This window comes from Maricaulis sp. (assembly GCF_034670125.1).
Taxonomy (GTDB): Bacteria; Pseudomonadota; Alphaproteobacteria; order Caulobacterales; family Maricaulaceae; genus Maricaulis.
In genome coordinates this window covers 245,287-270,671 of the sequence record NZ_JAXMOC010000003.1, presented here as the reverse complement: position 1 = coordinate 270,671, position 25,385 = coordinate 245,287, and the positions used below count along the sequence as shown (strand labels likewise).

The following is a 25,385-nucleotide window of genomic DNA, read 5'->3' as shown; positions in this document are numbered from 1 at the left end:
GAGAGCGAAAGCGTATTTCCATGAGCGTCCTGGGCATCATTTCAGAGACCTGTCAGGTTGTGATGCCCAGACTCTGGCCCCTGACCGCCCTCGACCGGCAATTGGCCAAATCTGTCGGGGACGGGCCGGCGCTGCCGCCGATCTTCATTGTCGGTCCGCCGCGAACCGGCACGACGATCCTGTATCAACGACTGCTGACCCATTTCCGGTTTACCTATCCCAGCAATGTCGACGCTGCCCTGTTCAGCCTGCCGTGCATGGCACACGCCATCAGTCGCTCTTTCAAGGATCGCGAGCGGTCCCATGGCGACTCCAGCGATTTTGGCTATGTACCCGGATTGTGGGGCGCGTCTGAAGCAGGGCCGCTGATGCGCTATTTTCTTGACGATGAGCGTCGGGTCACATCGTTCGGGCAGGCGGTGCGACACATGTCGGCGGCCAGTGGCCTGCCCTACCTGTGCAAGAATACGGTCAATGCAGTCCGCCTGCCGACCATTTTCGAAGCGCTGCCCGATGCGTGGGTCGTCCGGACCCATCGGGACCGGGAGACCACCGCGAGGTCGATCCTCAAGATGCGCCGTAGTGTCGGCTCCGAGCAGGATTGGGCTGGTGTTCGCCCGGACGGGTCGGAGTCCGTGTCCGCGGCAGCGCCGATCGAGCAAACGCGGTGGCAGTATGATGCCGTTCAAAGCCAGATCGATCGCGATCTCGCAGCGGCGGGGCGAACCGCCTTTGATGTTCAGTACGAGGAATTCATTGCCGATCCGCCGGCAATGCTGCAAGGGCTTGCGAGCGCCTACGCGAACGACACCGGAATTGTGGTCGGGCAGTCTGGCATACCAATTCCGGACATGATGAAGAAGCCCGGCTGATACCGGCAAGGCTTGGTGCGACCGGGCAGGGGACAGGCATGGAATACGTCAAGCAGATCGATGAGGCCATCTACCAGGCCGTGGCCGCCATGCCGGGTGCGCGGGTTTATCACCTGAAACCGTGGCATGATTTCCTGGAGAGCGTGTTCGGCTGGCCGGTCGGCGCCGTCATCGGCCGCGACGAGGCGGGGCAGGTAACCTATTTCCTGCCCATGGTGTCGAAAATGGGCACGAGCCTGAAGAGCGCAAGGATTGCGCTGCCGCTGTCCCATCACGTCGAGCCGCTTGGAACCCCGTCCGATTGGCCCGCCGGAGTGTTGCCGGTCCAGGTCCATGGCGCTGGCGAAGGACATGAGGGCGCCCGTGTGGACGGGCGTGTGATGACGGTGTTGGACATGAGTGCCGCGGACGATGTCGACGCGGTGTTCAAGGGATTCAACAAGTCGAGCATCCAACGCAAGATCAAGAAGGCCCAGAAGTCGAACTATTCGCTGACCCGTGAGGCTTCGCCAGCCTGCCTGGATGCGTTCACGGCGATGCAGGCGGAGACACGGCGACGCCAGGGGTCGCCGACCTTCCCGAAATCATTCTTTCCGCAGATGGCCGGCCTGATCGGCACGGACTTTCATATGCACACCGCCGTCAATGCGGATGGTGAGGCGGTGGCCTCGATCATCTTCATCGATGACGGCGAAACGACCATTTATGGTTACGGGGCGTCATTGGACCGGCGGGATATCTGGCAGGATGGCGTCAACCAGCTGGTCATGTGGGACGCGATCGAGGCCGCTTTCGCACGCGGGCGCCGGAAAGTGGACTTCGGGACCTCGCCGAAAAGCCAGCCCAACCTTGTCCAGTACAAGGAAAAATGGGGCGGTGTCAGTGTGGACCTGCCCTATCTGACCATCGGTGGCGAAGGGGGCGGCGTGGAACGGGAATCGGCTGCGGTCAAACTCGCGTCTTCCGTGCTAAAGCGTATGCCCATGCCGCTGTTCCAGCTCGTTTCACCGATGCTCTTGAAGTTGGCAGCTTGACCGTCACAAGAGGCCCGTCATGTCGGATCCAGAAACCAAACCGGTCTCCACAGCGATAACCCCGCCGCCGACGCGCCTGATGTCGGGCATGGTGTGGAACCTGGGAAGCCTTGTCTTTCTGGCCGCCGCCGGCGTCGTGATGAACATCATCATCGCGCGGGTCTATGACGAGACGGTCCTCGGCCTCTTCAATATCTGTTTCGCACTCTATATCGCGCTGTCGCAGTTCGGCGTTTTCGGCTTCCACCTGTCAGCGCTCCAGTCGGTGTCAGAGTTCGCACATGACGACCAGGATCGCGCCATTTCGGGGGCATTCCATGCGGTTGTGGTCGTGGCAATCTCGACAACCGTGGCGACGCTCGCCGGGCTGCTCCTGACGCCGGTCCTGGCGCAGGTCTACCAGATCGACGGGTTTGTAACGGCCTGGCTGGTCATGCTGCCGGGCCTGTGGGGCTTTGCGGTCAACAAGGTGCTTTACGCTGTCATCAACGGCGCCCGCCAGATGCGGGTGTTCGCGGTCATGCAATCCTTGCGGTATATTTTCATGATTGCGGCGCTTGTCGTCCTGGCCCTGACCGACGCGCCGGGTGCCTATATCACCCTCAGCCTTACGGTCGCCGAGCTGGCCCTGCTGCCGGTCCTGGCTGTGGCTGCGATCCGGGCGGTCGGGCTGAAGCGCATGAATCTCGATCGTGTCTGGATCCGCCGACACCTGTCGTTCGGCGCCCGTGTGTTTCTCAGCGGTGCCATCCTGGAGCTCAACTCAAGGGTCTCGGTGCTTGTCCTCGGCTACATGGTGGGAGCTGCGCAGACCGGGATCTACACGATGGCCGTGTTGATCCAGGAAGGCGTGATGCAAGCCATTTTCGTTGTCCGAAACAATATCAATCCGCTGATAGCGCGCCATATCCGCGACGGAGAGCGCGAGCGGATACTCAAACTCAGTCGCCTGATTTTCATGGCGGGGGCACCGGTATTCCTGATCGCCGCGGGCTTTGGCTGGTTGCTCTACCCGTTCTTTGTGGACTGGTTCCTGGGCGACCCGATCTACTATGTCGCCAGAACGCCACTGTTCGTCCTGTTGGCGATGATGGGCGTCGCGGCGCCGTTCCTGATGTTCAATCAGACGTTTTCACAGGCCCACAAACCATCGGTCCATACCGGCTACATGGCGACAGTCCTGCTCGCGAACTGCGTCCTGAACATTGCGTTGATCCCGGGAATGGGACTGCTCGGCGCCGCCCTGTCGACAGGCGGCAGCTTTGTTGTCTCATCCATAATGCTTGTGGTATTGGCGCGTCGCGTACTCGGTGTACGTATCGTGTTCTGAGACATGATCGGGTCTGCGTGACCCGCAAGGGGGGAAATATGGATGACATCAAGAAGCCGGTGAATCTCGGCTTCGCGGGCGGACTGCCCGCAACCCTGGTGCTGGGGTTCTTCCTGAACTCGATGCCCTTGCTGGGCTTGGCCGGCGCGTTTTTCGCCCTGGCCTTCAACCGCCAATCCGCGACACAGGCGCTTCGCGCCGGAGAGTATCTGACCATCGCAACCTATGCCGGCGGCGGCATCATCGCGGGCATTGCATCCACCATCCTGCACTGGCTGCTGCGCCCGTTGATTGGTGCACTGCTCTAGGCAAGCCGTCCGCCGACCTCGTGCACGAGGCCGGCGGAGGACCGTCAGTCTGCGATCCGGATCGCAATGGCAGCGATCTCGACATCGCCGCTGGTCGGCGGCAGGATGCCGATGAAGTCGCCGCCTCCGGCTTCGATTGGCTGCACATTGAACCGGAAGGTCGTGGCCTCCCAGTCAGGGCCGGCGGCCAGATCCCGCCAGCCGGAATTGCCGACATCATTGGTCGAGTAGGCGGCGCGATACTCGGTGCCGGGATTGGCGCCGCGCGCGATTACCGTGATCTCGATCGGGTGACCGCTCACCATTTGCTCGACCGTGTCGGCAAGTCGGAGGCTGATCCCTTGGGTGCGTCCGTGCGGCGCCGGAGACTCGCGATATCCCCTCACCGCCACCCGACCGACATCGTCATCCTCAAGAAACTCGAACGTGAACTCGTCCGGCAAACTCATCGCGTCGCGCGTTTCCCGGTCATCGAACAGCAGGACATGATCGGCGGATGCGAGATCAAATCGTTCCGCGAATGCCTCGGCGGCGGTCGGTAGAGTGACCGCCGGCTCGTTTGCAGGCGGCGTCTCGGCGGGTTGACTGTCCGAACATGCCGCCAGTCCTGTGGCGGCAATCAAGGCAAGCATTCTGGGCGTCATCTGGGCTCTCCTTTGTGGCCCCTCGGGGCTTCAAGACGGGGTGTCAGTCGGGCGGCATGCCGCAAGCGGTTGTGGTTCAGACCGGTTTCGGCGGACGGACCCGGACGAGGATTTCCTTGGCAAGATTGATCAAGCGGTCCTTGCTCATTTGCGCATACCAATTGCCGGCGTGGGCATCCCACCGTTCCGGGTGGGCAGAAATCGACAGGCGTGCCGGTGCATTCTTCTCGATCCATGATTTCAAGCTTGCTGTGTCTGGCACAGCCTCGTCAGGGAAGAGGGCGACTTTGGGGCGGTCGCGCAAATTGGTTCGGCCGGCATCCCAGCGACGTCCGGTGTCGGTGAAATAGAAGGTCCCGGAATAATCGACGGTCCGGAACGCCTCCGCGATGAGGCCGTAGTCGGACAGGGCCTCCCGGTCCCAGAGAGCCTGGCTGTTATAGGCCGAAAACGGGCGCCCGTGCATCGCAATGGTGGTGACAGGCGCAAGCTCGCGCAATCGGGCCAGGTGCCCGGTGAACAGGGCCATGGCCTTGTCATGGTCACCGCCAGCGAGGCTCAAATCTTCATAATGGTAACCGATCTCGTGACCAAGGTCGGCGATTTTCCGAATGATCGTCGGGTCGAACGACATGTCGAGGATACGGAAATAGTATGTGGCTCTGATACCGCGATCAGCCTCGGCCTGAGCCATCTCGAGCGCATTTGCGGGCTTCCGGTCAACGTCGTGACGCAGCAGCGCGCCCCGCTCCGGATTGGTCGCCATCCAATCGGCGATTCCGAAGAAGGGATAGTCCTTGCGCCGCAGGAGGTCGATGACCTCAAGATAGGCGTCGAGCGTAAAGTCTCGCATGTGTCGGGTCCACGGCAGTCAAGCGTTGCTGGAGGCCGGCGCTGGCGTCGGTGTGTTGCAGCGCGCGGTTCGAAATTGAAAGGTCATTGACCGGGGTCATCCGGCCATTGTGCCGCAGCTGCCCGGTCCTCGTCCATCGCCGCGAAAACGGATTCCACACTCCCGCGACGCTTGATGCGTCCGCGTTCGAGTTCGATCGCCTCGTCACAGAGGTGACGAAGGAGTTCGCGTGAGTGGGACGCGATGACAAGAATGTGGTCCGGGCTGTTGAGCGCGGTGATGTTGTTTCGGATCTGATCGAGGAAGGCCCAGTCCGAGGCGTTCAGGATTTCGTCGATCAACAGAATATCTGGCTTGGTCAGGACCGCCATGGCGAAGCCAAGCCTCGTCTTCATGCCTTCGGAGTAGGACACGATCGGATCATCGACATAGGCGGCCAGTCCGGCCAGCTCGACCGCTTCCGGCAGCGTCCGCCGAACGGCTCGGGCAGACAGCCCGTTCAGCAGCCCGGCCAGCTCGAGATTGGCTCGTCCGGTATCATATTCGCTCAGGGCGACGGCGTTTGAAAACAGGGTCGACACCCGCCCGCGCACCGTTGCTTCGCCCTCGGTCGGTGTATAGACCCCGGCGATCGTCCGCAAAAGTGTGGTCTTGCCGCCACCATTGTGGCCAACAAGGCCGACCCGGCATCCGGCCTGGAGGTCGAGGTCAATTCCCTGCAGCGCGGCGACATGCGGCCTGTCGCGATATTCGATCAGGTCCCCGCCGACCCTGTTCCCGGACAGCATGCGCCGGCGGACCTTTTGGCGACGCTGGGGAAAATAGACCGAAGCGCCGTCCACTCTGACATCTACGACCATGATCAGACCCACATGGGAATGGTGCGGCGGGCAGAGGCGAACCAGGCGCCCCCGACGACCGCGCACAGGGCAAACCAGGCCAGAACGGTGATCCAGGCGAGCATCGGTGCAGGCTCACCAAGCAGGGGATCGCGCACAATGGCGATGAAATGGGTGAACGGGTTGGCGTCTGCAATGAAACGCGTGTCAGGCCCCAGTCGGTCCGCGGGCCAGAAAACCGGGGTTATGAACAGGGCCAGCCGCATGCCGGCCAGGGTCACGAAGCGGAAATCACCGAACCTGGCTCCGGCCAATGCGAACAAAAGCGCCACGGCGACGCCCATGACGAAATTCATCATCAGACCCGGAATGGCGAGCCAGGCTGTCGGCGTCAGGCTCGTCTGGAATATCATGAAAACAGCAATGATGACCGGTAGTTGCAACGCCATTTCATAGACGGCGGAAGCAACAAGGCGCATCGGATGGATCAGCAGGGGGTTGGGATGGCTGTGAATCATGATGCGAGACTTGATGAAGACCTCGCTGCTTCCGGCGACGATATTGGTGATGAAATGGAACATCACGATACCGACAGCCACGTGCGCGGCGTACATCGGCGTGCTCTCGTCCAACCCGATCACGAAGCCGAAAATGAAAGTGACTGCGGCTATCCACACTCCCGCGTGCACGGTCAGCCAGGCCGGGCCGATGAAGGCTCTTTGGTAGTAGGAATTGACTTCGCGGATGCCAAGCACCAGCCACAGGCGCCAGGACAGGACCGACGCCAGCGCGTCATGAACGCCCGTGCGTGGGTATCGGTTCGAACCGACCATCAACTGCGGCAAATTGAACATCAAGGCGTCCGGTAACAAGCGCTGCTCAGATAACGTGCTGGCGGCATCCGTGCAAATCATAAGCTGCTAGCACCCGAGCCGTCCGCAGCGGGAAGGACCAGCTGTCCGATTGATCACTGTCGGTTGAAAATATGCAGGGGCAGGGGCAATTAGCCCTTGCGTCCCTCGCGCAGGGCGATAGGACCAAGCTAGCTCTCATTGGTAGATTGGATACGGCCTCAAAGTAATGTCCAGCATTCAGGAAAACGTCAAAGCCTACGCGGCCCGGTTCGCGGGCGACAGCAAGAAACCGGCTGACAGGAAGCTGTCCGCACACCTCAAGGCGCTTGAGGCAGAAAGCATCCACATCATTCGCGAAGTGGCGGCTGAGTTCGAGCGCCCGGTGATGCTGTATTCGATCGGCAAGGACAGTGCGGTCATGCTGCACCTGGCGCTGAAAGCCTTCTACCCGGCCAAACCGCCGTTTCCGCTGCAGCATGTCGATACAACGTTCAAGTTCGGCGACATGATCACCTTCCGTGACGCCCTGGCCGAAGAACTGGGTCTGGAAATCCGCGTCGAGATCAATGAGGACGCCATCGCCCGTGGGGTCAATCCCTGGGACAGCGGCTCGCAGCTGCACACCCAGATTTTGAAAACCGAGGCGCTGCGCAGTGCCATGAACCGGCACAAATACGATGCCGCATTTGGCGGTGCCCGCCGCGACGAGGAAAAGTCGCGGGCCAAGGAGCGCATCTTCTCGTTCCGCGACTCCAATCACGGCTGGGATCCGAAGAACCAGCGGCCCGAGCTGTGGCGCAACTACAATACCAAGATCAAGAAGGGTGAATCGATCCGTGTCTTCCCCCTCTCGAACTGGACCGAGCTGGACATCTGGCAATACATCCTCGAGCAGGACATCCCGATCGTTCCGCTCTACCTCGCCGGGCATCGCCCGGTGGTCGAGCGCGACGGCCAGCTTATCATGGTCGACGATGACCGCCTGCCGTTGAAGGAGGGTGAAACCCCCGAGCTCAAGATGGTGCGCTTCCGCACGCTGGGGTGCTACCCGCTGACCGGTGCCATCGAGTCGACGGCCCAATCGCTTGAGGAAATTGTTCTCGAGATGTTGACCGCCCGGACGTCGGAACGGTCGGGACGGCTGATCGACCATGACGAGGCCGGGTCGATGGAGAAGAAAAAGCGCGAGGGGTATTTCTGATGAACATTCAAGCCAAGCGCGACGAAGTCATCGAGCGACTGACCCATTCCGGTGGTCGCGGTGTGCTGCGTTTCCTCACCTGCGGATCCGTCGATGACGGCAAGTCGACCTTGATCGGCCGCCTGCTCTACGACTCCAAGCTCCTGTTTGAAGACCAGCTCAACGTTCTTGAGCGCGACAGTCGCAAGCATGGCACCGCCGGCGACGAGATTGATTTCGCATTGCTTCTGGACGGGCTCGAAGCCGAGCGGGAGCAAGGCATCACGATTGATGTCGCCTACCGCTTTTTCGCGACCGAAAAGCGCAAGTTCGTGGTCGCCGATACGCCGGGGCACGAACAGTATACCCGCAACATGGCGACCGGTGCGTCGACCGCCGACGTTGCGGTCATTCTGATTGATGCCCGCAAGGGCGTTCTGGTGCAGACGCTGCGCCACACCTATATCGCGCGCATGATGGGGATCCGGCACATCGTGTTGGCCGTCAACAAGATGGACCTGGCGGACAATTCGCGCGGCCGGTTCCATGAAATCGTCGCGGAATATCTCAAGAGCGCCGATGCGCTGGGTTTCGAGTCGATCACGCCGATCCCGATGTCAGCGCGTTTCGGGGACAATGTGACCTGTCGCAGCGAGGCCATGAGCTGGCACACAGGGCCCACGCTGCTCGAGTATCTGGAAGACCTCGACCTCGACACCGAGCTGCGCAGCGAACCGTTCCGCATGCCCGTGCAATGGGTCAATCGTCCCAATCTCAATTTCCGCGGCTATTCCGGCATGATTGTGTCGGGCAAGGTCAGTGTCGGGGATGCCATCGTGGTCGCGCAATCCGGCCTGGCGGCCAATGTCTCGCGCATTGTGACCGCGGACGGGGATCTCGAGACCGCGACAGCCGGTGACGCGGTGACGCTGGTATTGAACCAGGAAATCGACATTTCGCGAGGCGATGTCCTCGCGTCGGCCGAGCAACGGCCGGAAGTGTCGGATCAGTTTGCCGCAGAGATCCTCTGGATGGCCAATGACGATCTGCTGCCGGGGCGATCCTATCTGCTCAAGATCGGAACAGCGACGACACCGGCGACGATCACCACGCTCAAGCACCGCGTGGACATCAACACCTATGAGAAGCAGCCAAGCCGCAAACTGGAAATGAACGGCATCGGCTTTTGCAACGTGTCGACTGCCCGTCCGATCGCGTTCGATCCGTTCCGTGAGGTTCGCGATACCGGCTCGTTCATCCTGATCGACCGGTTCACGAACCAGACCGTTGGTGGCGGCATGATCGAGTTTGGTCTTCGCCGGGCCTCGAATATCCACACCCAGGCCATGGATGTGAGCAAGGAACGCCGGTCGCAGATCAAGGGCCAGAAGCCGACCTTGCTGTGGTTCACCGGCCTGTCCGGTGCGGGCAAGTCAACGGTTGCGAATATTGTCGAGCGCAAGCTCGCCGAAGCCGGGCTGCACACCTACTCGCTTGATGGCGACAATGTCCGCCACGGCCTGAACCGCGATCTGGGATTCACCGACGGCGACCGCGTCGAGAATATCCGGCGCATCGGTGAAGTCGGAAAACTGTTCGTAGACGCGGGCCTGTTGGTCACGTGCTCGTTCATTTCGCCGTTCCGGTCCGAGCGTCGCATGGTGCGCGAGCTGGTCGATGACGGCGAGTTTGTCGAAGTATTTGTCGACACGCCGCTGGACGTCTGCATGCAGCGTGACGTGAAAGGCCTCTACAAGAAGGCCCAGGCGGGTGAGATCAAGAATTTCACCGGGCTGGACAGTCCGTATGAAGAGCCGGAGGCACCGGAAATCCGGCTCGACACGTCCAAGCTGTCCGCCGAAGAGGCGGCTGACCAGGTGATTTCCCACCTGCGTGAGCGAGGACGCCTGGGCTGATCACGACACGGAACGATGACGGGCAGGGTCGCGCCGCGCGCCCTGTCCGTCGCTCGTCCGCCGGCTTCAGGCTGGATCCGGGCGGCCCCATGCAACAAAGGCCCCATTGAGATATTCGGTTGCTTCCTTGGCGTAGAGGAAGGGGGTACCCTCCGGTGTGGTGACCGCACCACCGGCGGCATTGAGCACGGCGTGTCCCGCGCCAGTGTCCCATTCCTTGGTCGGGCCGAACCGCGGGTAAACGTCCGCACGACCTTCAGCCACAAGGCAGAACTTCAGGGATGAACCGGCCGATATCCGGTCAGAAACGCCACAGGACTCGGCGAAGGCCAGGGTGTCGGCGTCTGCGTGAGACCGGCTCATTACGGCGGTCATGCCGCTTTCGGGGCGCGAGCGGGTCCGGATCTTCGCCAGACCGTCAAGGCGGACCGGATCGCCGGCCCGGTGCGCGCCGGCCCAGGCCTCGGTCCCGCCGACATAAATCCGCTCGCGGGCTGGTGCGAAAACGCAGCCGGCGGTTGGTCGCCGGTCTTCAATCAGCGCAATATTGACCGTGAACTCGCCATTCTTGTTGATGAATTCCTTGGTTCCATCGACCGGGTCGACCAGGATGAAAGCCGTACCGATTTCGGGCCGGAATCCGGCCGCAAAACTTTCTTCCGCAAGCACCGGAACGCCGGGGAAACGCGCCTGGAGACCTTGCAGGATAATGGCTTCGGCGGCTTCGTCCGCATCGGTCACGGGCGAATTGTCGTCCTTGGACCGGTTTTCGAAGTCGGTGTTGTAGATCCGCATGATCTCGACGCCGGCCTCGCTGCAGAGTTCGGCGAAGGACAGGGCGATGGCATTCTTGTCGGTCAGGTCGGACATGGGCACTCCAGCAGCGGTTTTGTTACAGGTACAGGACTGAAAGGGATGTGAGGCTCAGCGTGGCATAGACCAGGAATACAACGCTGCCCATCCGCAAGAAATGACCAAGACCGTATCGTCCCGGGGTCATCACCATCAGATGTGTCTGGTACCCGTAAGGCATCAGAAAACTCGCACTGGCGCCGAAAGCGGTCGCCAGGACGAAGGCGTCCGGCTGCAGGGCAAGCCTTTCGGCGATGACAAAGGCAACCGGCAAGGCTGTCAGGGCGGCGGAGGTGTTGGAGAACAATTCGGTCATCACCCAGGCCATCAGGAAAATGGCTGCCAGTGCGGCGATCGGTGACATCGACCCGGCATAGGTGACAATCAGGTCTGCCGCGACGTCGGCCGCACCGGAGGCGCGGATCAATTCGCTGAGGACGATGGCGCCCCAAAGCACAATGATCAGTTCGAACGGAAATACCCGTCGGGCTTCGCGAGGCGGCACCCAGCCGGCCAGGACCACAAGGCCTGCTAGCAACATCGAGATCAGCGCAAATGACACCATCTGGCTCAGGGCGCCGACCAGGAAGAGGCCGAAGCAGCCGAGCAACATCGCCGAGCCGCGTCGGCTCAGGGGGATCAGGCCGGGATTGTCGAGGTCCAGCAAATGGAGGTTTGACTTGATATTGCTGCGGTGGCGGAAGTCACTGCCGGCTGCGAGCACGAGCTCGTCTCCGGCTTGCAGGCGAATGTCGCCAAGTTTGCCGGACAGTCGGCTCTCACCACGGCGGACAGCGACGACCGAAGCGTCGAAGCGGGCCCGGAAGTCGATTTCGCGCAGGGTCCGCCCGGCCAGAACCGATCCTGTGGCAATGACCGCATGGACCTGGGTGCCCGCCTGACGGGAGCGCGGGGCGCTGTCGAGGCTCAACCCCCGCATGGCGCGCAACTCGTCCACATTGCCAACATCGCCCACGAAGATCAGGCGGTCGCCGGGTTGTATGATTTCCTGTGGCGCCACCGGTGCCACAGTCCGGTCGCCGCGGACGATCTCCGCAAGGAAGAAATGATGGAGGTTGCGAAGCTGGTTCTTTTCGATCGACCGACCGATGAGGGCGCTGTCACTCTCGACCCGGGCCTGGAGGTAGTAGAAGTCGGCATTATCGCCTTTCTCGACCGGCGGAGCCTTGAGGAGGTAGGGCGAAACGAATACCAGACAAAGATAGACACCGATGACGACGGCCAGTCCCGGTCTGGTAAAATCGAGGATGTCGAGCATCAGCCCCGAACGGGCGGCCTCAGCAACAACCAGCAGGCTGGCGCTGGTTCCGAACGGGGTCAGCATCCCGCCGGCCAGTGCCATGTATGACAAGGGAAGCAGGCACTCGCGCGGGGTCAGTGTGCCGTTGCGTGTGGCCGGGCCAAGCGCGGCGCCGACCACGGCGGTATTTGGCGTCGCGGCCGACATGATGGCGACCGATCCGAGAAACCGCGCCAGTGTTGTCCGTTTTCCCCGGCCGGCACGGCCGAAAAGGACCCGAGGCAACCAAGGCAGTTTTGCCAGCGCCGTCGAGACGATGACGAGGCTGGACACCGCGACGATCGCCGGCGACGTCAGCAGGTCCAGCGTGTCGGTCAGGGGAAGGCGGCCGGTTACGATGACCGCCAGGATGAAAATCGCAAACGCCCGTCCGGCAGACAGTCGACCCGACAGCAGTCCGGCGGCAAGGCCCAGCCCGAGAAACAGGTCCAGAAGGATTTGGCCCGAAGGAAATGTGATCAAGACAGGGCCATATCGGCAACCAGGAAAGGTTGCTTCACATAGCCCAATCGCGATGGGTCAACAACACCCGGTTTTGGACCTTGCTGCTTGCCAGTCGAAATCTTCCTCGCTATCTCTCGCGCATTGTTTGAGGGCGGTTGAAAATGGCATTCTGGAAGCACGAAACAGCGGTGGTCGATGACGGTGCAGTTGTCGGTGAGGGCACAAAAGTCTGGCATTTCAGCCATGTTCTGCCCAACACCACGATTGGTCGCAATTGCTCGCTCGGCCAGAATGTGATGGCCGGACCGGGCGTGACAATCGGCGACAAGGTCAAGATCCAGAACAATGTATCGCTCTACAAGGGCGTGCATCTGGAGGATGGCGTGTTCTGCGGCCCCTCCTGTGTGTTCACGAACGTGCTGACGCCGCGTGGTTTCGTCGAACGCAAGGCTGAATTCGGCGAGACCATCGTGCGCCGTGGTGCAACGATCGGTGCCAACTCCACGATAGTGTGCGGCAACCCGAATGGTCGGACCGAGCTGGGCGAGTATTGCTTCATTGCTGCCGGTGCCACCGTGACCAAGGACGTCAAGGCTCATGCGCTCATGGCGGGCGTCCCGGCGCGACAGATCGGCTGGGTAAGCCGGTCCGGAGAAGTGCTGCGCGAGGACCTGACCTGCCCTCGAACCGGCGAGCGATATGCCGAGAAAGACGGTCAGCTGGTGATCGTCGAAGCGGCTCCGAACCAGGATAGCCCCCACCTTGATTGATCAATCCGGGCCGACGCCCCTTGAGACGGTGGCGTCGGTTTCAGTTCTGATTGTCGCCTATCGCAGCCGCAAGACTGTCGGTCGATGCCTGGATGCCCTGCAGGCGCAAACCCGGCGACCGCTCGAGATCCGATTGCTGGAAAACGGATCACCCGCCGGGGAGCGTATCGGTCATGCCGACCTGCCGGCATCGGTCGACTTTGTTGAAAGCTCCGAGAATCTCGGGTTTGCGACCGGTAATAATCGCCTCGCCTCCGGCGCGCGTGGCGAGTGGCTGGCGTTGTTGAACCCGGATGCGTTCGCTCACCCGGACTGGATCGAGCAGTTCGAACAGGCCTGTCAGCGCCATCCGGGAGTCCCCATCTTCGGCTCGACACAATTGGCCGCGGATACACCGGGCGTGCTGGACGGAACCGGTGATTGCTATCACGCGGCGGGTCTGGCCTATCGGTCAGGATATGGTCGCCCGGTGGAAACCCTGCTTGCTGAAGGTGAAGTGTTTGCGGCGTGCGGCGCTGCGATGTTCATTCGCCGCGACCTGTTCGAGGCGCTGGGCGGGTTTGATGACCGGTTCTTCTGCTACAATGAAGACGTTGACCTTGCCTATCGGGCGCGATTGCTGGGTCACAGGATTGTCCAGTTGCGAGATGCCAGGGTCGATCATGTCGGTTACGGGTCGTCCGGTCGTCGTTCCGCGTTCGCGACCTATCATGGTGTTCGCAACCGGCTCTGGGTGTTCATGAAGAACACGCCTGGCTGGCTGTTTTGGGTTTTGCTGCCCGGGCACATCCTCGCGACGCTTGCCCTTTGGCTCTCGTCATTGCGTTTCGGTCAGGCAGGCGTTTTCTTTCGGGCGATCCGCGACGCTTTGTCCGGGCGCGCCGACATTATGGCCACCCGCCGACAGGTACAGGCCGGGCGCCGCGTTCCGGTGGTCGAGATTGCCAGGATGATGAACTGGAGTCCGGTCGATCTTGTCACCCGTCGGCCGAAAGTGCGCCTGCCCGGCCAGGGCCGCGACTAGCCGGAACAGCGGATCGGTTCGAGCACGGTCAATTCCACGCGTTGAAGGTCGACCTGATTGCGGGCATTGTTCCAGTCCGGCCACATGCTGACATAGGCGTAGTCCCAGTCGCATCGTGCCGGCGAGACCTCCATCGTCAGCGATCCGAACGCTGATTCAAGATCATTCCTCACCCATTGTCCCTGGCCGCGGCCGGGTATGAAAATATTGGTCAGCATGTGTTCGGCACCGTCCTGGCCAGCCGCGCGCACGACAAAGGTCATCCGAAGCCGGTGCCCTTCCAGCGCGTTGATCTCGGATTCGGACAAGGTGAAGAAGGCGCCGGCCGACTGGAGGCCGTCCAGGGGGCCTCGAGCGGCCATGATGCGGGCAAACTGGACCCCGTCCTCGGTGAGGAACTCGACGGTCAGGCCATTGCCCGTCGTCAGCATCGGCAATCGATCGCCGGCGAATGTGATGCCCTCGGCGCGAATTTCTTCCGGCGTGCGATGGTTGCTGTCACCAAAACTCGTGGCGGCGGCGATCATGGCCGCCACAACAGCTGCAGCGCTTGGATAGAAGGCCCAGTCGGGGAGGGATGGCATCTCGGATTGGCGCCCTTGCGCGATGAATTCGGAAGACCTGTCCTTTTGGACCGGACCGCGCGCAGCGTCAAACGGGTGTAACGGGAGTGCGCCCGGACAAATCCAACACGGTTCCGCCGTTTTTCACTGCCATGACTCGAACTGGAGTCAATGTGCAAGGGGACAAAGTTGACGAAGAACTTGAACTTTGGCGCGACACAGCCGAATTTGGGCGTATGAACGTGCGCGCCGACATGCCTGAAGATGCCCTTGAGGCGGTTGTCGCCCGCCTCGATACCGCGATGAGCCGGGTCGAGGGTGTGGCGCGGACCATGCGTGAGCGGGTGCGTCGGGCCGAGATCGCCGCCGTCGAAGCGCGGGACGCGGATGTCGACCGCGCCAATCTGGCTGAGGCGCTGGATCAGGCCCGAGGTCGCGAAGCGGTTCTGCAGGACGCTGCCCAGGCGGCGTCCGACGCGCTGGATACCGCGATCACGGATCTGCGTGATCTGCTGAGCGAGAAAGGGTGATTCCATGTCTCGCGTAACGGTGCAGCTCAACGGCCGCGATTTCACCATCGGTTGTGAGGAAGGTCAGGAAGCCTATCTGCGCGAACTGGCCGGCAGTCTCGACAAGCGCGTCAGCGAGATATCGGGTCAGGTGGGGCAGATCGGCGATCTGCGATTGCTGCTGATGGCCTCCTTGATCCTGGTCGACGACCTCAAGGAATCTGATCGCAAGATTGCGGAACTCGAGGGCCAGGCCCAGCGTTTGCGGCACGAAAACCATGGCGCGGCGAGCCTTCAGGCTGAAGCCCGCAATGAGCTGACCGCCCACCTGACCCGCCTCGCCGAGCGTATGGAAAGCTTTGCCGACACGCTGGAAGCCGCAGGCGATGACAGCGATGGTGATGGCGGTGTGCCTGCACCCGACACCTCGCTTGCAGAAGCCGGCGCTTGAGCTTGGCGCGTTTCGCCTCCACATAGGGGGTGGCGGTTATCTGCTGCGTACGACTGGAGCGTCTATCCTGCGGACCGTACACCTCCACGAGGGAACTGCCTCTGTCTGGGACCCTGGTCCCGTTCACGTGGTGCCCACCTGCACTGTCGGGTTTGTGGGGATAAACACGCTCTGACGGCGCAAGTGGAGCCGCCACATGATTTCTCCCGCTGACAAGCCGGCCCTTCGGTCCCGAATGCTCGGCCTGCGGCGGGAGGCCGCCCGCCAATGGCCCGCGGCCGGCGAGCATCTGGCGCGGAATTTCCCGGATGACTGGCTGCCGGCAGCGGGCACGCCGGTGGCCGGGTATTGGCCACTGGATGGCGAAATCGATCCGCGCCCTCTCATGAGACGCCTTGCTGCCCGGGGCCACCCCTTGTGTCTGCCGGTTGTGCAGGGGCAAGGTCGACCGCTTGTCTTTCGGGCCTGGACAGACGGTGATGCTCTGTTGCCCGGCGGTCTGGGTGTGATGGAGCCGCTTGCCGACCGGTCGCCGCTTAAGCCCGGTCTCGTCCTGGTGCCGTTGCTGGCCTGTGACGGCTCCGGAAACCGGCTCGGATTTGGCAAAGGATACTACGACTTCACCCTGGCTGGCCTGCGAGCTGCCGGGCCTGTACGGGCCATTGGTTTGTCTTTCGAAAGCCAACTACTTGCGGTTATCCCCGCACAGGCGCATGATCAGCCGCTCGATGGTCTGGTCACGGAATCCCGTGCTTTGGATTTCCGTCTTAGCTAGGCCCAGCCGCCGGCGGATCATGAACGGCCATGACTTTTACTGTCACGCATGACCCCTCCAATAGCGCTGCCTGCCTGACCCATGTTGGTGCGGTCGACGCGGCGGAAATCCTTGAGTCGAGGGTGAAGTTGCGTGAGGTCGCAATGGCCAATTCAGTTCGCGGGGCCCTGATCAATATAAGTGAGGCCCGTATCACAGCCGAACCGGTTCAGATCATCGACAATGTCCAAGGATTGGTTGATGAACTGGCCCCCGGTGCGAAGCTGGCCTTTGTCGGCCGGGCCGAAGACCAAGAGACCGTGTCCATGATTGTCGCGACCGTGGCGCATTCATCGGGGCGGACGGTCGGCCAGTTCCACGAGCTCGATAAAGCTCTGGGCTGGATCCGGCTGGACTGGGAATCGGCAGTGGCGCAGGGCTGCCTACCGATTATCGAATAGCTGGCCGGGCAAGGCCGATTCACCCGGTCTGGCTGTTGGGGAAGAACCCTTTGAGCCTTTCCTCCCCAAAGCGTTGGGAAGAAAAATCACCACTTATCCCCGTTGCGCACGCCTTTCCTTCTCCCTTGGGAGAAGGTGGCCGGAGGCCGGATGATGGGGATTCCTGCTGCACTCACCGGGATTTACCCCTCACCCTGCCCCTCTCCCAAGGGAGAGGGAAAGTGCATGTCAGCAAAAATCCGCGAAAACTTGTCCCCACCCCTCGCCACCAGGCGATAATGCCCTTGGTTTTCGGGACGGGAGGCACGAGCTCAGTCACTTGTGCCCGGAAACGAGCGGAGCCTGTCCGCGCCTTGGATGTGACACTCCAAAGCTCCGGCAGGGCGTGCGACCAGGTCGCGGGGCACTAAACGACCGACCCCATCTACCTGTCGCATTGGAATCGGGGTGGAGACAGCCCGGGAAAACTCCGAGAACGGGATGTCGGCGATGTCACGTTATTCAAATCAACCCGATGTCGGCATTGTCCGACATCCCGTTCCCTCCCATCCTTCGGCGCAAATGCGTGCGGAGACGAAAAGCCGTGCGCGCATCCCTTTGTCACCCCTGCCACCCGCCTGCGTGGGCGCAGGTTTCCGCCCGGCGCAGGCCGGGCGAAAGTCAGGGGCCTAACTTTTGGCCACATGTGGGTCCCCGCCTTGCGTCCGGCCTTCGCCGGACATCTAGCGGGGATGACAAGCGCGAGGGGGGGGGCGGGACAAAAGAAAGGCGCCCCGCTGGCTGGCGAGGCGCCTTCTCCAATTCGATATAGGGCAGTGCCTAGTAGCGGTAGTGCTCGGCCTTGAACGGGCCGTGCTGCGGCACGCCGATATAGTCGGCTTGCTCTTCCGACAGAACGGTCAGCTTGGCGCCGAGCTTGTCGAGGTGCAGGGCCGCGACCTTTTCGTCGAGATGCTTGGGCAGGATGTAGACCTCGTTGGTGTAGTTCTCGCCCTTGGTCCACAGCTCGATCTGGGCCAGCGTCTGGTTGGTGAAGCTGGCCGACATCACGAAGCTGGGATGGCCGGTGGCATTGCCCAGGTTCACCAGGCGGCCTTCCGACAACAGGATGATGCGATGGCCTTCGGGGAAGTTCACCAGATCGACCTGCGGTTTCACATTGGTCCACTGGTAGTTCTTCAGGCTCTCGACCTGAATTTCGTTGTCGAAATGGCCGATATTGCAGACGATCGCCATGTCCTTCATGGCGCGCATGTGGTCGACGGTGAGGATGTCCTTGTTGCCGGTCGCGGTGACGAAGATGTCCATCTCGCCGATCACGTCCTCGGCCCGGACGACCTCGAAACCATCCATGCAGGCCTGCAGGGCGCAAATCGGGTCGATCTCGGTCACATAGACACGGGCACCGGCACCGGCCAGCGATTCAGCCGAGCCCTTGCCGACATCGCCATAGCCGAAGACCAGGGCCTTCTTGCCGGCCATCATCACGTCAGTGCCGCGACGGATGGCATCGACCAGGCTTTCGCGGCAGCCATAGCGGTTGTCGAATTTCGACTTGGTGACGCTGTCATTGACGTTGATCGCCGGGAAGGGCAGTTCGCCGCGCTTTTGCATCTGGTAAAGGCGCATGACGCCGGTGGTGGTCTCTTCGGACACGCCCTGGATGGCGGCTTTCGCCTTGGCGAACCAGCCCGGGGTCGCGGCAATGCGCTTCTTGATCTGAGCGAACAGGAAGGTCTCTTCCTCGGACTTGGGATGGTTGAGGATGGACGGGTCGTTCTCCGCCTTCTCGCCGAGGATCAGGTACATGGTGGCGTCACCACCATCATCGAGGATCATGTTGGCGGTTTCGCCGTTCGGCCAATGGAAGATGGCGTCGGCATAATCCCAGTATTCTTCAAGCGTCTCGCCCTTGGTGGCAAAGACCGGCACGCCGGTCTCGGCGATCGCGGCGGCGGCGTGGTCCTGGGTCGAAAAGATGTTGCACGAGGCCCAGCGGACTTCGGCGCCCAAAGCGGTCAGGGTCTCGATCAGGATCGCGGTCTGCACGGTCATGTGCAGCGAGCCGGCAATGCGGGCGCCCTTGAGCGGCTGGCTGTCCTTGTATTCTTCGCGCAGCGCCATCAGGCCTGGCATTTCGATCTCGGCCATGTCGAACTCGATCCGGCCCCATTTGGCCAGCGACATGTCCTTGACGATATAGGGTTTGTCCGCAGCAAATTGCGTCATGACCATCAGGTCCTTCTTGTTCGGCGTTCGTAAAATTGCAGGGCGAAGCGATCACGCTCCGTGCATATCAGGGTCAGAGAAGCGAGCGAAGCTCGTCGGCCAGATCGGTGCGTTCCCAGGAGAAACCGCCATCCTCGGCCGGGGTGCGGCCAAAGTGGCCATAGGCGGCGGTGCGGGCATAGATCGGCTTGTTCAGTTGCAGGCGTGTGCGGATGCCACGCGGCGAGAGGTCGGCCAGCTGGCGCAGTGCGTCCTCCAGCTTGGCTTCGTCGACACGGCCGGTCCCGTGCAGGTCGACATAGAGCGAAAGCGGTTTGGACACGCCGATCGCGTAGGAGACCTGGATGGTGCAGCGCTTGGCCAGTTCGGCGGCGACGACATTCTTGGCCAGCCAGCGGCAGGCGTAGGCGGCCGAGCGGTCGACCTTGGTCGGGTCCTTGCCGGAGAAGGCGCCGCCGCCGTGCGGCGCAGCGCCGCCATAGGTGTCGACAATGATCTTGCGTCCGGTCAGCCCGGCATCACCGTCCGGGCCGCCAATGACGAAGGTGCCGGTCGGGTTCACATAAAACTCGTCTTCCGGCGGAAACCAGCCATCGGGCAGGACCTCGGCCACCACCGGGCGGACCAGTTCGCGGATATCGGCCTGGGTCAGCCCGTCCTTGTGCTGGGTCGAGACGACGACCGAGGTCACACCGGCCGGCACGCCGTTCTCATAGCGCATTGTCACCTGGGACTTGGCATCCGGTTCGAACTCCGGACGGGCTCCGGATTTGCGCAGCTCCGCCATGCGTTTGAGGATCTGGTGCGAATAGGTGATCGGCGCCGGCATGAGTTGCGGGGTCTCGTCGGAGGCGTAACCGAACATGATGCCCTGGTCGCCAGCCCCCTCATCCTTGTCGCCGCTGGCATCGACGCCCTGGGCAATGTGAACGGATTGCTCATGCAGGAAGTTCTGCAGGTTCGCCGTCTTCCAATGGAAGCCTTCCTGCTCGTATCCGATGTCCCGGACCGCTTCGCGCGCGGCGGCTTCGATCTCTGCATCGTCGATCTCGGCATCGCAGCGGACTTCGCCGGCCAGCACAATCTGGTTGGTCGTGGTCAGGGTTTCGCAGGCGACACGGGCTTGCGGGTCCTTGCCCAGAAACAGGTCGACAATCGTGTCGGAGATGCGGTCGCACACCTTGTCCGGATGGCCTTCGGAAACGCTTTCGGACGTGAAGATGTAGGAAGAACGGCTCACTGTGGAATCCTCATATAAGGAAATCTTTATATCGTCGGGTAGACCAGATGTGACGCGTGGATGCAAGTCTGGTCCGCTTTGGGGAAGAATTCACCAACCGATATAGGCGCCGCTGTCGAAACAACCAGACCACCCCTAGCCAATCATATCATATAAAGATATCTTTATGTCATGATGTGATTATGATGTAGAGGTGCGATGGGGTCATGGAATGGCCCCGGCGCCTCAACAGCAGCGGGTAAAGGTGTCCAATGGGTGAGCACGGCCAGACAGCGCGGAAACCGGGCGGGTTGTCCGTCTCGTTCGAGTTTTTTCCGCCGAAAACCGATGCGATGGAATCCACCCTGTGGGAGTCGATCTCGCGTCTGGAGCCCCTGCGTCCGGATTTCGTGTCCGTCACTTACGGAGCCGGCGGCTCAACCCGTGACCGGACCCATCGGACCGTGCACAGGATTGTCGAGGAAACCTCCATACCGCCGGCCGCCCATCTGACCTGCGTCAATGCCAGCAAGGCCGAAGTCGATGCCGTCATTCGTGATTATCGGGCCTCGGGGGTGCGTCACATCGTGGCCCTGCGCGGCGATCCGCCGGACGCGATCGGGGGCAGCTATGTCCCGCCGGCCGGTGGCTATGCCAATGCCGCCGAACTCGCGCGGGGCATTTGCGACATCGGGGATTTCGAGATCTCGGTCGGTTGCTATCCGGAAATCCATCCGGAAAGCCCGAACGGCGACTTTGACCTCGACCTGTTGAAAGCCAAGATCGATGCCGGCGCGACGCGGGCGATCACGCAGTTCTTCTTCGATGCCGACGTGTATTTCCGCTTTCGGGATCGGGCGCGCGCGGCCGGTATCTCCATCCCGATTGTTCCGGGCATCATGTTGCAGCCCAATTTCAATGGCCTCAAACGGATTGCCGGCCTGTGTGGCGCCAGCCTGCCGAGATGGTTGCACGACGCCTATGAGGGGCTCGACCAGGACGCCGGGACCCGTCAACTGGTGACGGCGCATGTTGCCGCCAAGCTGTGCGGCAAGCTGCGGAATGGTGGCGTCGATGGCTTCCATTTCTACACGCTCAACCGGGCCGAGCTGGCGCTGTCGACCTGCCAGCTTCTGGGCGTGAAGGCGGGAGACCGCGAACTCCAGGCGGTTGCATCGTGACCCGGGACGATCGCATCGCCGCGCTGGACGCCAAGGCCCGCTCCGGAATACTCATCCTCGACGGGGCCATGGGCACTCAGATCCAGGACCTCAAGCTGGACGAGACCGGCTATCGCGGCACGCGTTTCGCGGACTGGCATTGTCCCATCCAGGGCAATAATGACGTGCTCAACCTGTCCGCCCCGGACGCGGTCAAGGCGATCCACCTGGCCTATTTCGAGGCCGGTGCGGACATCGTCGAGACAAACACATTCTCGGCGACCACTATCGCCCAGGCCGATTACGACATGCAGATCGTTGCCGCGGATATCGCCCGGGAAGGCGCGCGTCTGGCTCGGGAGGCTGCTAACGAGGTTGCGGCGCGGACGGGAAGCGTGCGGGGTGTCGCAGGCGCGATCGGGCCGACCAACAAGACCCTGTCAATCTCGCCGCAGGTCAATGACCCCGGCTATCGCGATGTCGACTTCGAGACGGTTCGCCTGGCCTATTTCGAGCAAGCAGGCGCGATGGCGCCTTTCGTCGATTTCTTCCTGATCGAGACGATCTTCGACACATTGAACGCCAAGGCCGCGATCAAGGCCATCCTGGACCTGCGGGCAAAGACCGGCGAAGACATTCCGATCATTGTCTCCGGCACTATCACCGACCGGTCCGGACGAACCCTGTCCGGGCAGACGGCATCGGCCTTCTGGTATTCGGTGCGTCATGCCCGTCCCTGGGCCGTCGGCTTGAATTGCGCGCTGGGGGCTGACGAAATGCGCCCCTATGTCAGCGAACTGTCCCGCATCGCCGACACGCGCATCATCGCCTATCCCAATGCCGGCCTGCCCAACGACATGGGTGAATATGACGAGACCCCCGACCAGACCGCCGGGCATCTGGGCGAATGGGCGTCCTCCGGCCTGGTCAATATCGTTGGTGGTTGCTGTGGTACCACGCCTGACCACATCCGGGCCATCGCGGCCGCGGCGAAATCGGCGTCGCCGCGTCACCCTGTCAAACACAAGAGCGCCATGATGCTGTCCGGTCTTGAGCCGTTCGAGCTGGCATCCTGAGGCCCGATCCCATGTCCGTATCCGTACCCAGTTTCGTCAATGTCGGCGAGCGAACCAATGTCACCGGCTCGGCCCGCTTCCGCAGGTTGATCACCGAGGGTGATTACGCGGAAGCCGTGTCGGTCGCCCGGCAGCAGGTCGAGAATGGTGCCCAGATCATCGATGTGAACATGGATGAGGGGCTGCTCGACAGCGTCGAGGCGATGACCCGCTTCATGCGCCTGATCGCCGGCGAGCCCGATGTGGCCCGCGTGCCGGTCATGGTCGACAGCTCGAAATGGGAGGTGATCGAGGCCGGTCTGCAGAACACGCAGGGCAAGGCGATCGTCAACTCGATCAGCCTCAAGGAAGGCGAAGCCCAGTTCCGCGAGCAGGCCGGCAAATGCCTGGCCTACGGCGCGGCCGTCGTCGTGATGGCCTTTGACGAGACCGGTCAGGCCGACACGGCTGCCCGGAAATATGAAATCTGCGAGCGCGCCTACCGGATCCTGGTCGACGAGATCGGCTTTCCGGCGGAAGACATCATCTTCGATCCCAATATTTTCGCGGTCGCGACCGGGATAGAGGAGCACAATAATTACGCCGTCGACTTCATTGAGGCGACGCGGCGCATTCGCGAACACCTGCCGCACTGCCATGTGTCGGGCGGACTGTCGAACATATCCTTTTCCTTCCGCGGAAACGAGACCGTGCGCCGGGCCATGCATTCGGTCTTTCTCTATCACGCCATCAAGGCGGGCATGGATATGGGGATCGTCAATGCCGGTCAGCTCGACATCTATGACGATATCGAGCCGGAACTGCGCGAGCTGGTCGAGGATGTCATCCTCAATCGTCGCGACGACGCGACTGACCGCCTGCTGGAGGCTGCCGAGCGCTATCGCGGCAAGGGCGCCGGACCGGCCAAGGTCCGTGACCTGAAATGGCGTGAGGCCCCCGTCGCTGACCGGATCCGCCATGCCCTCGTGCACGGCCTCAACGAGTTCATCGTCGCGGACACCGAAGAGGCCCGCCAGTCTTTCGACCGCCCGTTGCACGTGATTGAAGGCCCGTTGATGGACGGCATGAATGTTGTCGGTGACCTGTTTGGCGATGGCCGGATGTTCCTGCCACAGGTCGTCAAATCGGCGCGGGTGATGAAGCAGGCCGTCGCTCACCTCATTCCGTTCATGGAGGAGGAAAAAGCGCGGTCGGGCGAGCAGGGAAAATCCAACGGCAAGATCGTGATGGCGACCGTGAAGGGCGATGTCCATGATATCGGCAAGAACATTGTCGGCGTGGTGCTGCAGTGCAACGGCTATGACGTCATCGACCTGGGTGTGATGGTGTCGTGTGAGAAAATCCTTCAAACCGCGCGCGAGGAGGGGGCGGATGTCATCGGCCTGTCCGGCCTGATCACGCCATCGCTCGACGAGATGGTCTTCGTGGCCTCGGAGATGGAACGTCTGCAGATCGACATCCCGTTACTGATCGGTGGGGCCACAACCAGCCCCGCGCATACGGCGGTGAAGATCGATCCGGCCATCAACGTCGCGCCGGTCATCCATGTGCTGGACGCCAGTCGGGCCGTGGGGGTGGTCTCCAAGCTGCTGTCGGATCAGCGCGACACGTATGCCGGTGAGGTCAAGGCCGACCTTGCCCGGATCCGTGAGCGTCGCCTGGCGGCCCGGTCGGCCAAGGCCCGCCTGCCGCTCGAACAGGCGCGGGCGAGGGGCTGGCAGTGCGATTGGAACAACTATGTACCGCCGCGCCCGGCCAAGCCCGGTCGCACCACGTTCACGCCCAGCGTGTCCGAGCTGATCGGCTATATCGATTGGACGCCCTTCTTTTTTACCTGGGAACTGAAAGGCAGCTATCCGGCGATCCTCGACGATCCGCGACGCGGGGAGGCGGCGCGGGCCTTGTTCGCCGATGCCCAGGCCATGCTGACGCGCATTGTCGAGGAAGGCTGGCTGGCGCCGCGCGCGGTGGCCGGTTTCTGGCCGGCCAACCGGGTCGGTGATGATGCGGTCCTCTTTACTGACGGGACGCGGACCAGCGAGCTGGCGCGCTTTTACGGCCTGCGCCAGCAAGCGGCGAAGGACAATGACCGCGCCCATCTGTGTCAGTTCGACTTTCTGGCGCCGACCGGTCATGAGGACTGGATCGGCGGTTTCGCCGTGACCGCCGGTGACAATCCCGATCTGGTTGCCCGTTTCGAGGCGGCCAAGGATGATTACAACGCCATCCTGTTCAAGGCGCTGTCCGACCGTATCGCCGAAGCGGCGGCCGAGTGGCTTCACGCGCGTGTTCGCCGTGACCATTGGGGCTATGCACCGGACGAAAGCTCCACCAATCGCGAGTTGATCGCCGAGGCCTATGCCGGCATCCGCCCGGCCCCCGGCTATCCATCGCAACCCGATCATTCCGAGAAACGCACCTTGTTCAACCTGCTCGGCGCGCCGGAAGCGGTCGGCATCGGTCTGACCAATTCCTTCGCGATGACGCCGGCCTCGTCGGTCTCCGGTCTCTACCTTTCCCACCCCGACAGCCATTATTTTGCTGTTGGACGCATCCTGCGAGACCAGGTGGAGGATTACGCCCTACGCAAAGGCTGGACCGTGGCTGAGGCCGAACGATGCCTGGCGCCGATCCTGGATTACGTGCCGGGCGCCGAGAAAGCCGCATGACCCGTTTGCATCAGTGATGACTTGGACATTCACGCCATGATGCGCCATATCCG

Annotated in this window: 24 protein-coding genes and 1 other RNA gene; 16 read left to right on the top strand and 9 right to left on the bottom strand. The window is 62.0% G+C overall.

Going from position 1 to position 25,385, the window contains the following annotated elements:
• Positions 1-20: 20 nt before the first annotated feature.
• The 4 genes from VOI18_RS07530 to VOI18_RS07515 are packed head-to-tail and all read left to right on the top strand — an operon-like array spanning position 21 to position 3,544.
• Entirely contained in the window at positions 21-872 is an 852-nt protein-coding gene (locus VOI18_RS07530) for a sulfotransferase (RefSeq protein ID WP_323761785.1), read from the top strand.
• A 38-nt stretch (positions 873-910) separates the two neighbouring features.
• A complete protein-coding gene (locus VOI18_RS07525; RefSeq protein ID WP_323761784.1) occupies positions 911-1,906 on the top strand; it encodes a GNAT family N-acetyltransferase in 996 nt (331 codons plus the stop codon).
• A 19-nt stretch (positions 1,907-1,925) separates the two neighbouring features.
• A complete protein-coding gene (locus VOI18_RS07520; RefSeq protein ID WP_323761783.1) occupies positions 1,926-3,236 on the top strand; it encodes a lipopolysaccharide biosynthesis protein in 1,311 nt (436 codons plus the stop codon).
• A 38-nt stretch (positions 3,237-3,274) separates the two neighbouring features.
• Positions 3,275-3,544 carry a hypothetical protein gene (locus VOI18_RS07515; RefSeq protein WP_323761782.1) on the top strand — a complete coding sequence of 90 codons (270 nt, stop codon included), beginning with the start codon at positions 3,275-3,277 and terminating at the stop codon, positions 3,542-3,544.
• 44 nt (positions 3,545-3,588) lie between these two features.
• On the opposite strand, the gene VOI18_RS07510 is transcribed toward VOI18_RS07515, so the two are convergent.
• The 4 genes from VOI18_RS07510 to VOI18_RS07495 form a co-directional block, all read right to left on the bottom strand.
• Positions 3,589-4,188 carry a hypothetical protein gene (locus tag VOI18_RS07510; protein WP_323761781.1) on the bottom strand — a complete coding sequence of 200 codons (600 nt, stop codon included), beginning with the start codon at positions 4,186-4,188 and terminating at the stop codon, positions 3,589-3,591.
• Between the two features lie 76 nt (positions 4,189-4,264).
• Entirely contained in the window at positions 4,265-5,041 is a 777-nt protein-coding gene (locus tag VOI18_RS07505) for a hypothetical protein (RefSeq protein WP_323761780.1), read from the bottom strand.
• 83 nt (positions 5,042-5,124) lie between these two features.
• A complete protein-coding gene (locus VOI18_RS07500) occupies positions 5,125-5,901 on the bottom strand; it encodes an ABC transporter ATP-binding protein (protein ID WP_323761779.1) in 777 nt (258 codons plus the stop codon).
• 2 nt (positions 5,902-5,903) lie between these two features.
• Positions 5,904-6,734: an ABC transporter permease gene (locus VOI18_RS07495; protein ID WP_323761778.1), complete on the bottom strand. Its 831-nt coding sequence runs from the start codon at positions 6,732-6,734 to the stop codon at positions 5,904-5,906.
• 226 nt (positions 6,735-6,960) lie between these two features.
• Here VOI18_RS07495 and cysD point away from each other — a divergent pair, with 226 nt between their 5' ends.
• Both cysD and cysN read left to right on the top strand, forming a co-directional pair.
• Complete coding sequence (gene cysD, locus VOI18_RS07490; RefSeq protein WP_323761777.1) at positions 6,961-7,935, top strand: sulfate adenylyltransferase subunit CysD; 975 nt, start codon at positions 6,961-6,963, stop codon at positions 7,933-7,935.
• A complete protein-coding gene (cysN, locus tag VOI18_RS07485; protein ID WP_323761776.1) occupies positions 7,935-9,830 on the top strand; it encodes a sulfate adenylyltransferase subunit CysN in 1,896 nt (631 codons plus the stop codon). Before cysD ends, cysN begins: the two co-directional genes overlap by 1 nt.
• Positions 9,831-9,896: 66 nt before the next feature.
• Here the strand turns inward: cysN and cysQ are convergent, their stop codons facing one another.
• Positions 9,897-10,700: a 3'(2'),5'-bisphosphate nucleotidase CysQ gene (gene cysQ, locus VOI18_RS07480; protein WP_323761775.1), complete on the bottom strand. Its 804-nt coding sequence runs from the start codon at positions 10,698-10,700 to the stop codon at positions 9,897-9,899.
• Between the two features lie 22 nt (positions 10,701-10,722).
• Positions 10,723-12,465, bottom strand: a complete 1,743-nt coding sequence (locus VOI18_RS07475; RefSeq protein WP_323761774.1) for an SLC13 family permease — start codon at positions 12,463-12,465, stop codon at positions 10,723-10,725.
• Positions 12,466-12,608: 143 nt separating this feature from the next.
• Between VOI18_RS07475 and VOI18_RS07470 the strand changes: the two genes are divergently transcribed.
• Entirely contained in the window at positions 12,609-13,217 is a 609-nt protein-coding gene (locus VOI18_RS07470) for an N-acetyltransferase (RefSeq protein WP_323761773.1), read from the top strand.
• The gene (locus tag VOI18_RS07465) at positions 13,210-14,241 is read left to right on the top strand and encodes a glycosyltransferase family 2 protein (protein WP_323761772.1); all 1,032 of its coding nucleotides are present in this window, start codon (positions 13,210-13,212) and stop codon (positions 14,239-14,241) included. The genes VOI18_RS07470 and VOI18_RS07465 overlap by 8 nt, the downstream gene beginning before the upstream one ends.
• On the opposite strand, the gene VOI18_RS07460 is transcribed toward VOI18_RS07465, so the two are convergent.
• Positions 14,238-14,825 (bottom strand): hypothetical protein, encoded by a 588-nt coding sequence (locus VOI18_RS07460; RefSeq protein ID WP_323761771.1) that lies wholly within the window; start codon positions 14,823-14,825, stop codon positions 14,238-14,240. The two genes, VOI18_RS07465 and VOI18_RS07460, sit on opposite strands and share 4 nt — an antisense overlap.
• Positions 14,826-15,058: 233 nt before the next feature.
• On the opposite strand from VOI18_RS07460, the gene VOI18_RS07455 reads away from it, so the two are divergent.
• The 5 genes from VOI18_RS07455 to VOI18_RS07435 all read left to right on the top strand — a co-directional run bounded on the left by VOI18_RS07455 (position 15,059) and on the right by VOI18_RS07435 (position 16,979).
• Entirely contained in the window at positions 15,059-15,334 is a 276-nt protein-coding gene (locus VOI18_RS07455) for a DUF4164 family protein (protein WP_323761770.1), read from the top strand.
• 4 nt (positions 15,335-15,338) lie between these two features.
• Entirely contained in the window at positions 15,339-15,764 is a 426-nt protein-coding gene (locus VOI18_RS07450; protein ID WP_323761769.1) for a cell division protein ZapA, read from the top strand.
• 34 nt (positions 15,765-15,798) lie between these two features.
• A non-coding RNA gene (gene ssrS, locus VOI18_RS07445) (6S RNA) lies at positions 15,799-15,958 on the top strand.
• Between the two features lie 2 nt (positions 15,959-15,960).
• Positions 15,961-16,539 (top strand): 5-formyltetrahydrofolate cyclo-ligase, encoded by a 579-nt coding sequence (locus VOI18_RS07440; RefSeq protein WP_323761768.1) that lies wholly within the window; start codon positions 15,961-15,963, stop codon positions 16,537-16,539.
• 29 nt (positions 16,540-16,568) lie between these two features.
• Positions 16,569-16,979, top strand: a complete 411-nt coding sequence (locus tag VOI18_RS07435) for a hypothetical protein (protein WP_323761767.1) — start codon at positions 16,569-16,571, stop codon at positions 16,977-16,979.
• A gap of 819 nt (positions 16,980-17,798) precedes the next feature.
• Here VOI18_RS07435 and ahcY read toward each other — a convergent pair.
• Entirely contained in the window at positions 17,799-19,208 is a 1,410-nt protein-coding gene (gene ahcY, locus VOI18_RS07430) for an adenosylhomocysteinase (RefSeq protein ID WP_323761766.1), read from the bottom strand.
• 73 nt (positions 19,209-19,281) lie between these two features.
• Positions 19,282-20,448: a methionine adenosyltransferase gene (metK, locus tag VOI18_RS07425; RefSeq protein ID WP_323761765.1), complete on the bottom strand. Its 1,167-nt coding sequence runs from the start codon at positions 20,446-20,448 to the stop codon at positions 19,282-19,284.
• Between the two features lie 251 nt (positions 20,449-20,699).
• Between metK and metF the strand changes: the two genes are divergently transcribed.
• The 3 genes from metF to metH are packed head-to-tail and all read left to right on the top strand — an operon-like array spanning position 20,700 to position 25,332.
• Positions 20,700-21,608, top strand: coding sequence for a methylenetetrahydrofolate reductase [NAD(P)H] (gene metF, locus VOI18_RS07420; protein WP_323761764.1), 909 nt, complete (start codon positions 20,700-20,702; stop codon positions 21,606-21,608).
• Positions 21,605-22,663, top strand: a complete 1,059-nt coding sequence (locus VOI18_RS07415; protein WP_323761763.1) for a homocysteine S-methyltransferase family protein — start codon at positions 21,605-21,607, stop codon at positions 22,661-22,663. Before metF ends, VOI18_RS07415 begins: the two co-directional genes overlap by 4 nt.
• 11 nt (positions 22,664-22,674) lie before the next feature.
• Positions 22,675-25,332: a methionine synthase gene (gene metH, locus VOI18_RS07410; protein WP_323761762.1), complete on the top strand. Its 2,658-nt coding sequence runs from the start codon at positions 22,675-22,677 to the stop codon at positions 25,330-25,332.
• Positions 25,333-25,385: the final 53 nt, after the last annotated feature.

Excerpts from the sequence above, each read along its gene's own strand:
- VOI18_RS07460 (WP_323761771.1), bottom strand. The coding sequence starts at position 14,825 with ATGCCATCCCTCCCCGACTGGGCCTTCTATCCAAGCGCTGCAGCTGTT.
- cysN (WP_323761776.1), top strand. The coding sequence starts at position 7,935 with ATGAACATTCAAGCCAAGCGCGACGAAGTCATCGAGCGACTGACCCAT.
- cysD (WP_323761777.1), top strand. The coding sequence starts at position 6,961 with ATGTCCAGCATTCAGGAAAACGTCAAAGCCTACGCGGCCCGGTTCGCG.
- VOI18_RS07515 (WP_323761782.1), top strand. The coding sequence starts at position 3,275 with ATGGATGACATCAAGAAGCCGGTGAATCTCGGCTTCGCGGGCGGACTG.
- VOI18_RS07520 (WP_323761783.1), top strand. The coding sequence starts at position 1,926 with ATGTCGGATCCAGAAACCAAACCGGTCTCCACAGCGATAACCCCGCCG.
- VOI18_RS07470 (WP_323761773.1), top strand. The coding sequence starts at position 12,609 with ATGGCATTCTGGAAGCACGAAACAGCGGTGGTCGATGACGGTGCAGTT.
- cysQ (WP_323761775.1), bottom strand. The coding sequence starts at position 10,700 with ATGTCCGACCTGACCGACAAGAATGCCATCGCCCTGTCCTTCGCCGAA.
- VOI18_RS07495 (WP_323761778.1), bottom strand. The coding sequence starts at position 6,734 with ATGTTCAATTTGCCGCAGTTGATGGTCGGTTCGAACCGATACCCACGC.
- VOI18_RS07455 (WP_323761770.1), top strand. The coding sequence starts at position 15,059 with ATGCCTGAAGATGCCCTTGAGGCGGTTGTCGCCCGCCTCGATACCGCG.
- VOI18_RS07435 (WP_323761767.1), top strand. The coding sequence starts at position 16,569 with ATGACTTTTACTGTCACGCATGACCCCTCCAATAGCGCTGCCTGCCTG.
- ahcY (WP_323761766.1), bottom strand. The coding sequence starts at position 19,208 with ATGACGCAATTTGCTGCGGACAAACCCTATATCGTCAAGGACATGTCG.
- metH (WP_323761762.1), top strand. The coding sequence starts at position 22,675 with ATGTCCGTATCCGTACCCAGTTTCGTCAATGTCGGCGAGCGAACCAAT.
- VOI18_RS07505 (WP_323761780.1), bottom strand. The coding sequence starts at position 5,041 with ATGCGAGACTTTACGCTCGACGCCTATCTTGAGGTCATCGACCTCCTG.
- VOI18_RS07440 (WP_323761768.1), top strand. The coding sequence starts at position 15,961 with ATGATTTCTCCCGCTGACAAGCCGGCCCTTCGGTCCCGAATGCTCGGC.
- VOI18_RS07500 (WP_323761779.1), bottom strand. The coding sequence starts at position 5,901 with ATGGTCGTAGATGTCAGAGTGGACGGCGCTTCGGTCTATTTTCCCCAG.
- metF (WP_323761764.1), top strand. The coding sequence starts at position 20,700 with ATGGGTGAGCACGGCCAGACAGCGCGGAAACCGGGCGGGTTGTCCGTC.
- VOI18_RS07525 (WP_323761784.1), top strand. The coding sequence starts at position 911 with ATGGAATACGTCAAGCAGATCGATGAGGCCATCTACCAGGCCGTGGCC.
- VOI18_RS07450 (WP_323761769.1), top strand. The coding sequence starts at position 15,339 with ATGTCTCGCGTAACGGTGCAGCTCAACGGCCGCGATTTCACCATCGGT.
- VOI18_RS07530 (WP_323761785.1), top strand. The coding sequence starts at position 21 with ATGAGCGTCCTGGGCATCATTTCAGAGACCTGTCAGGTTGTGATGCCC.
- VOI18_RS07510 (WP_323761781.1), bottom strand. The coding sequence starts at position 4,188 with ATGACGCCCAGAATGCTTGCCTTGATTGCCGCCACAGGACTGGCGGCA.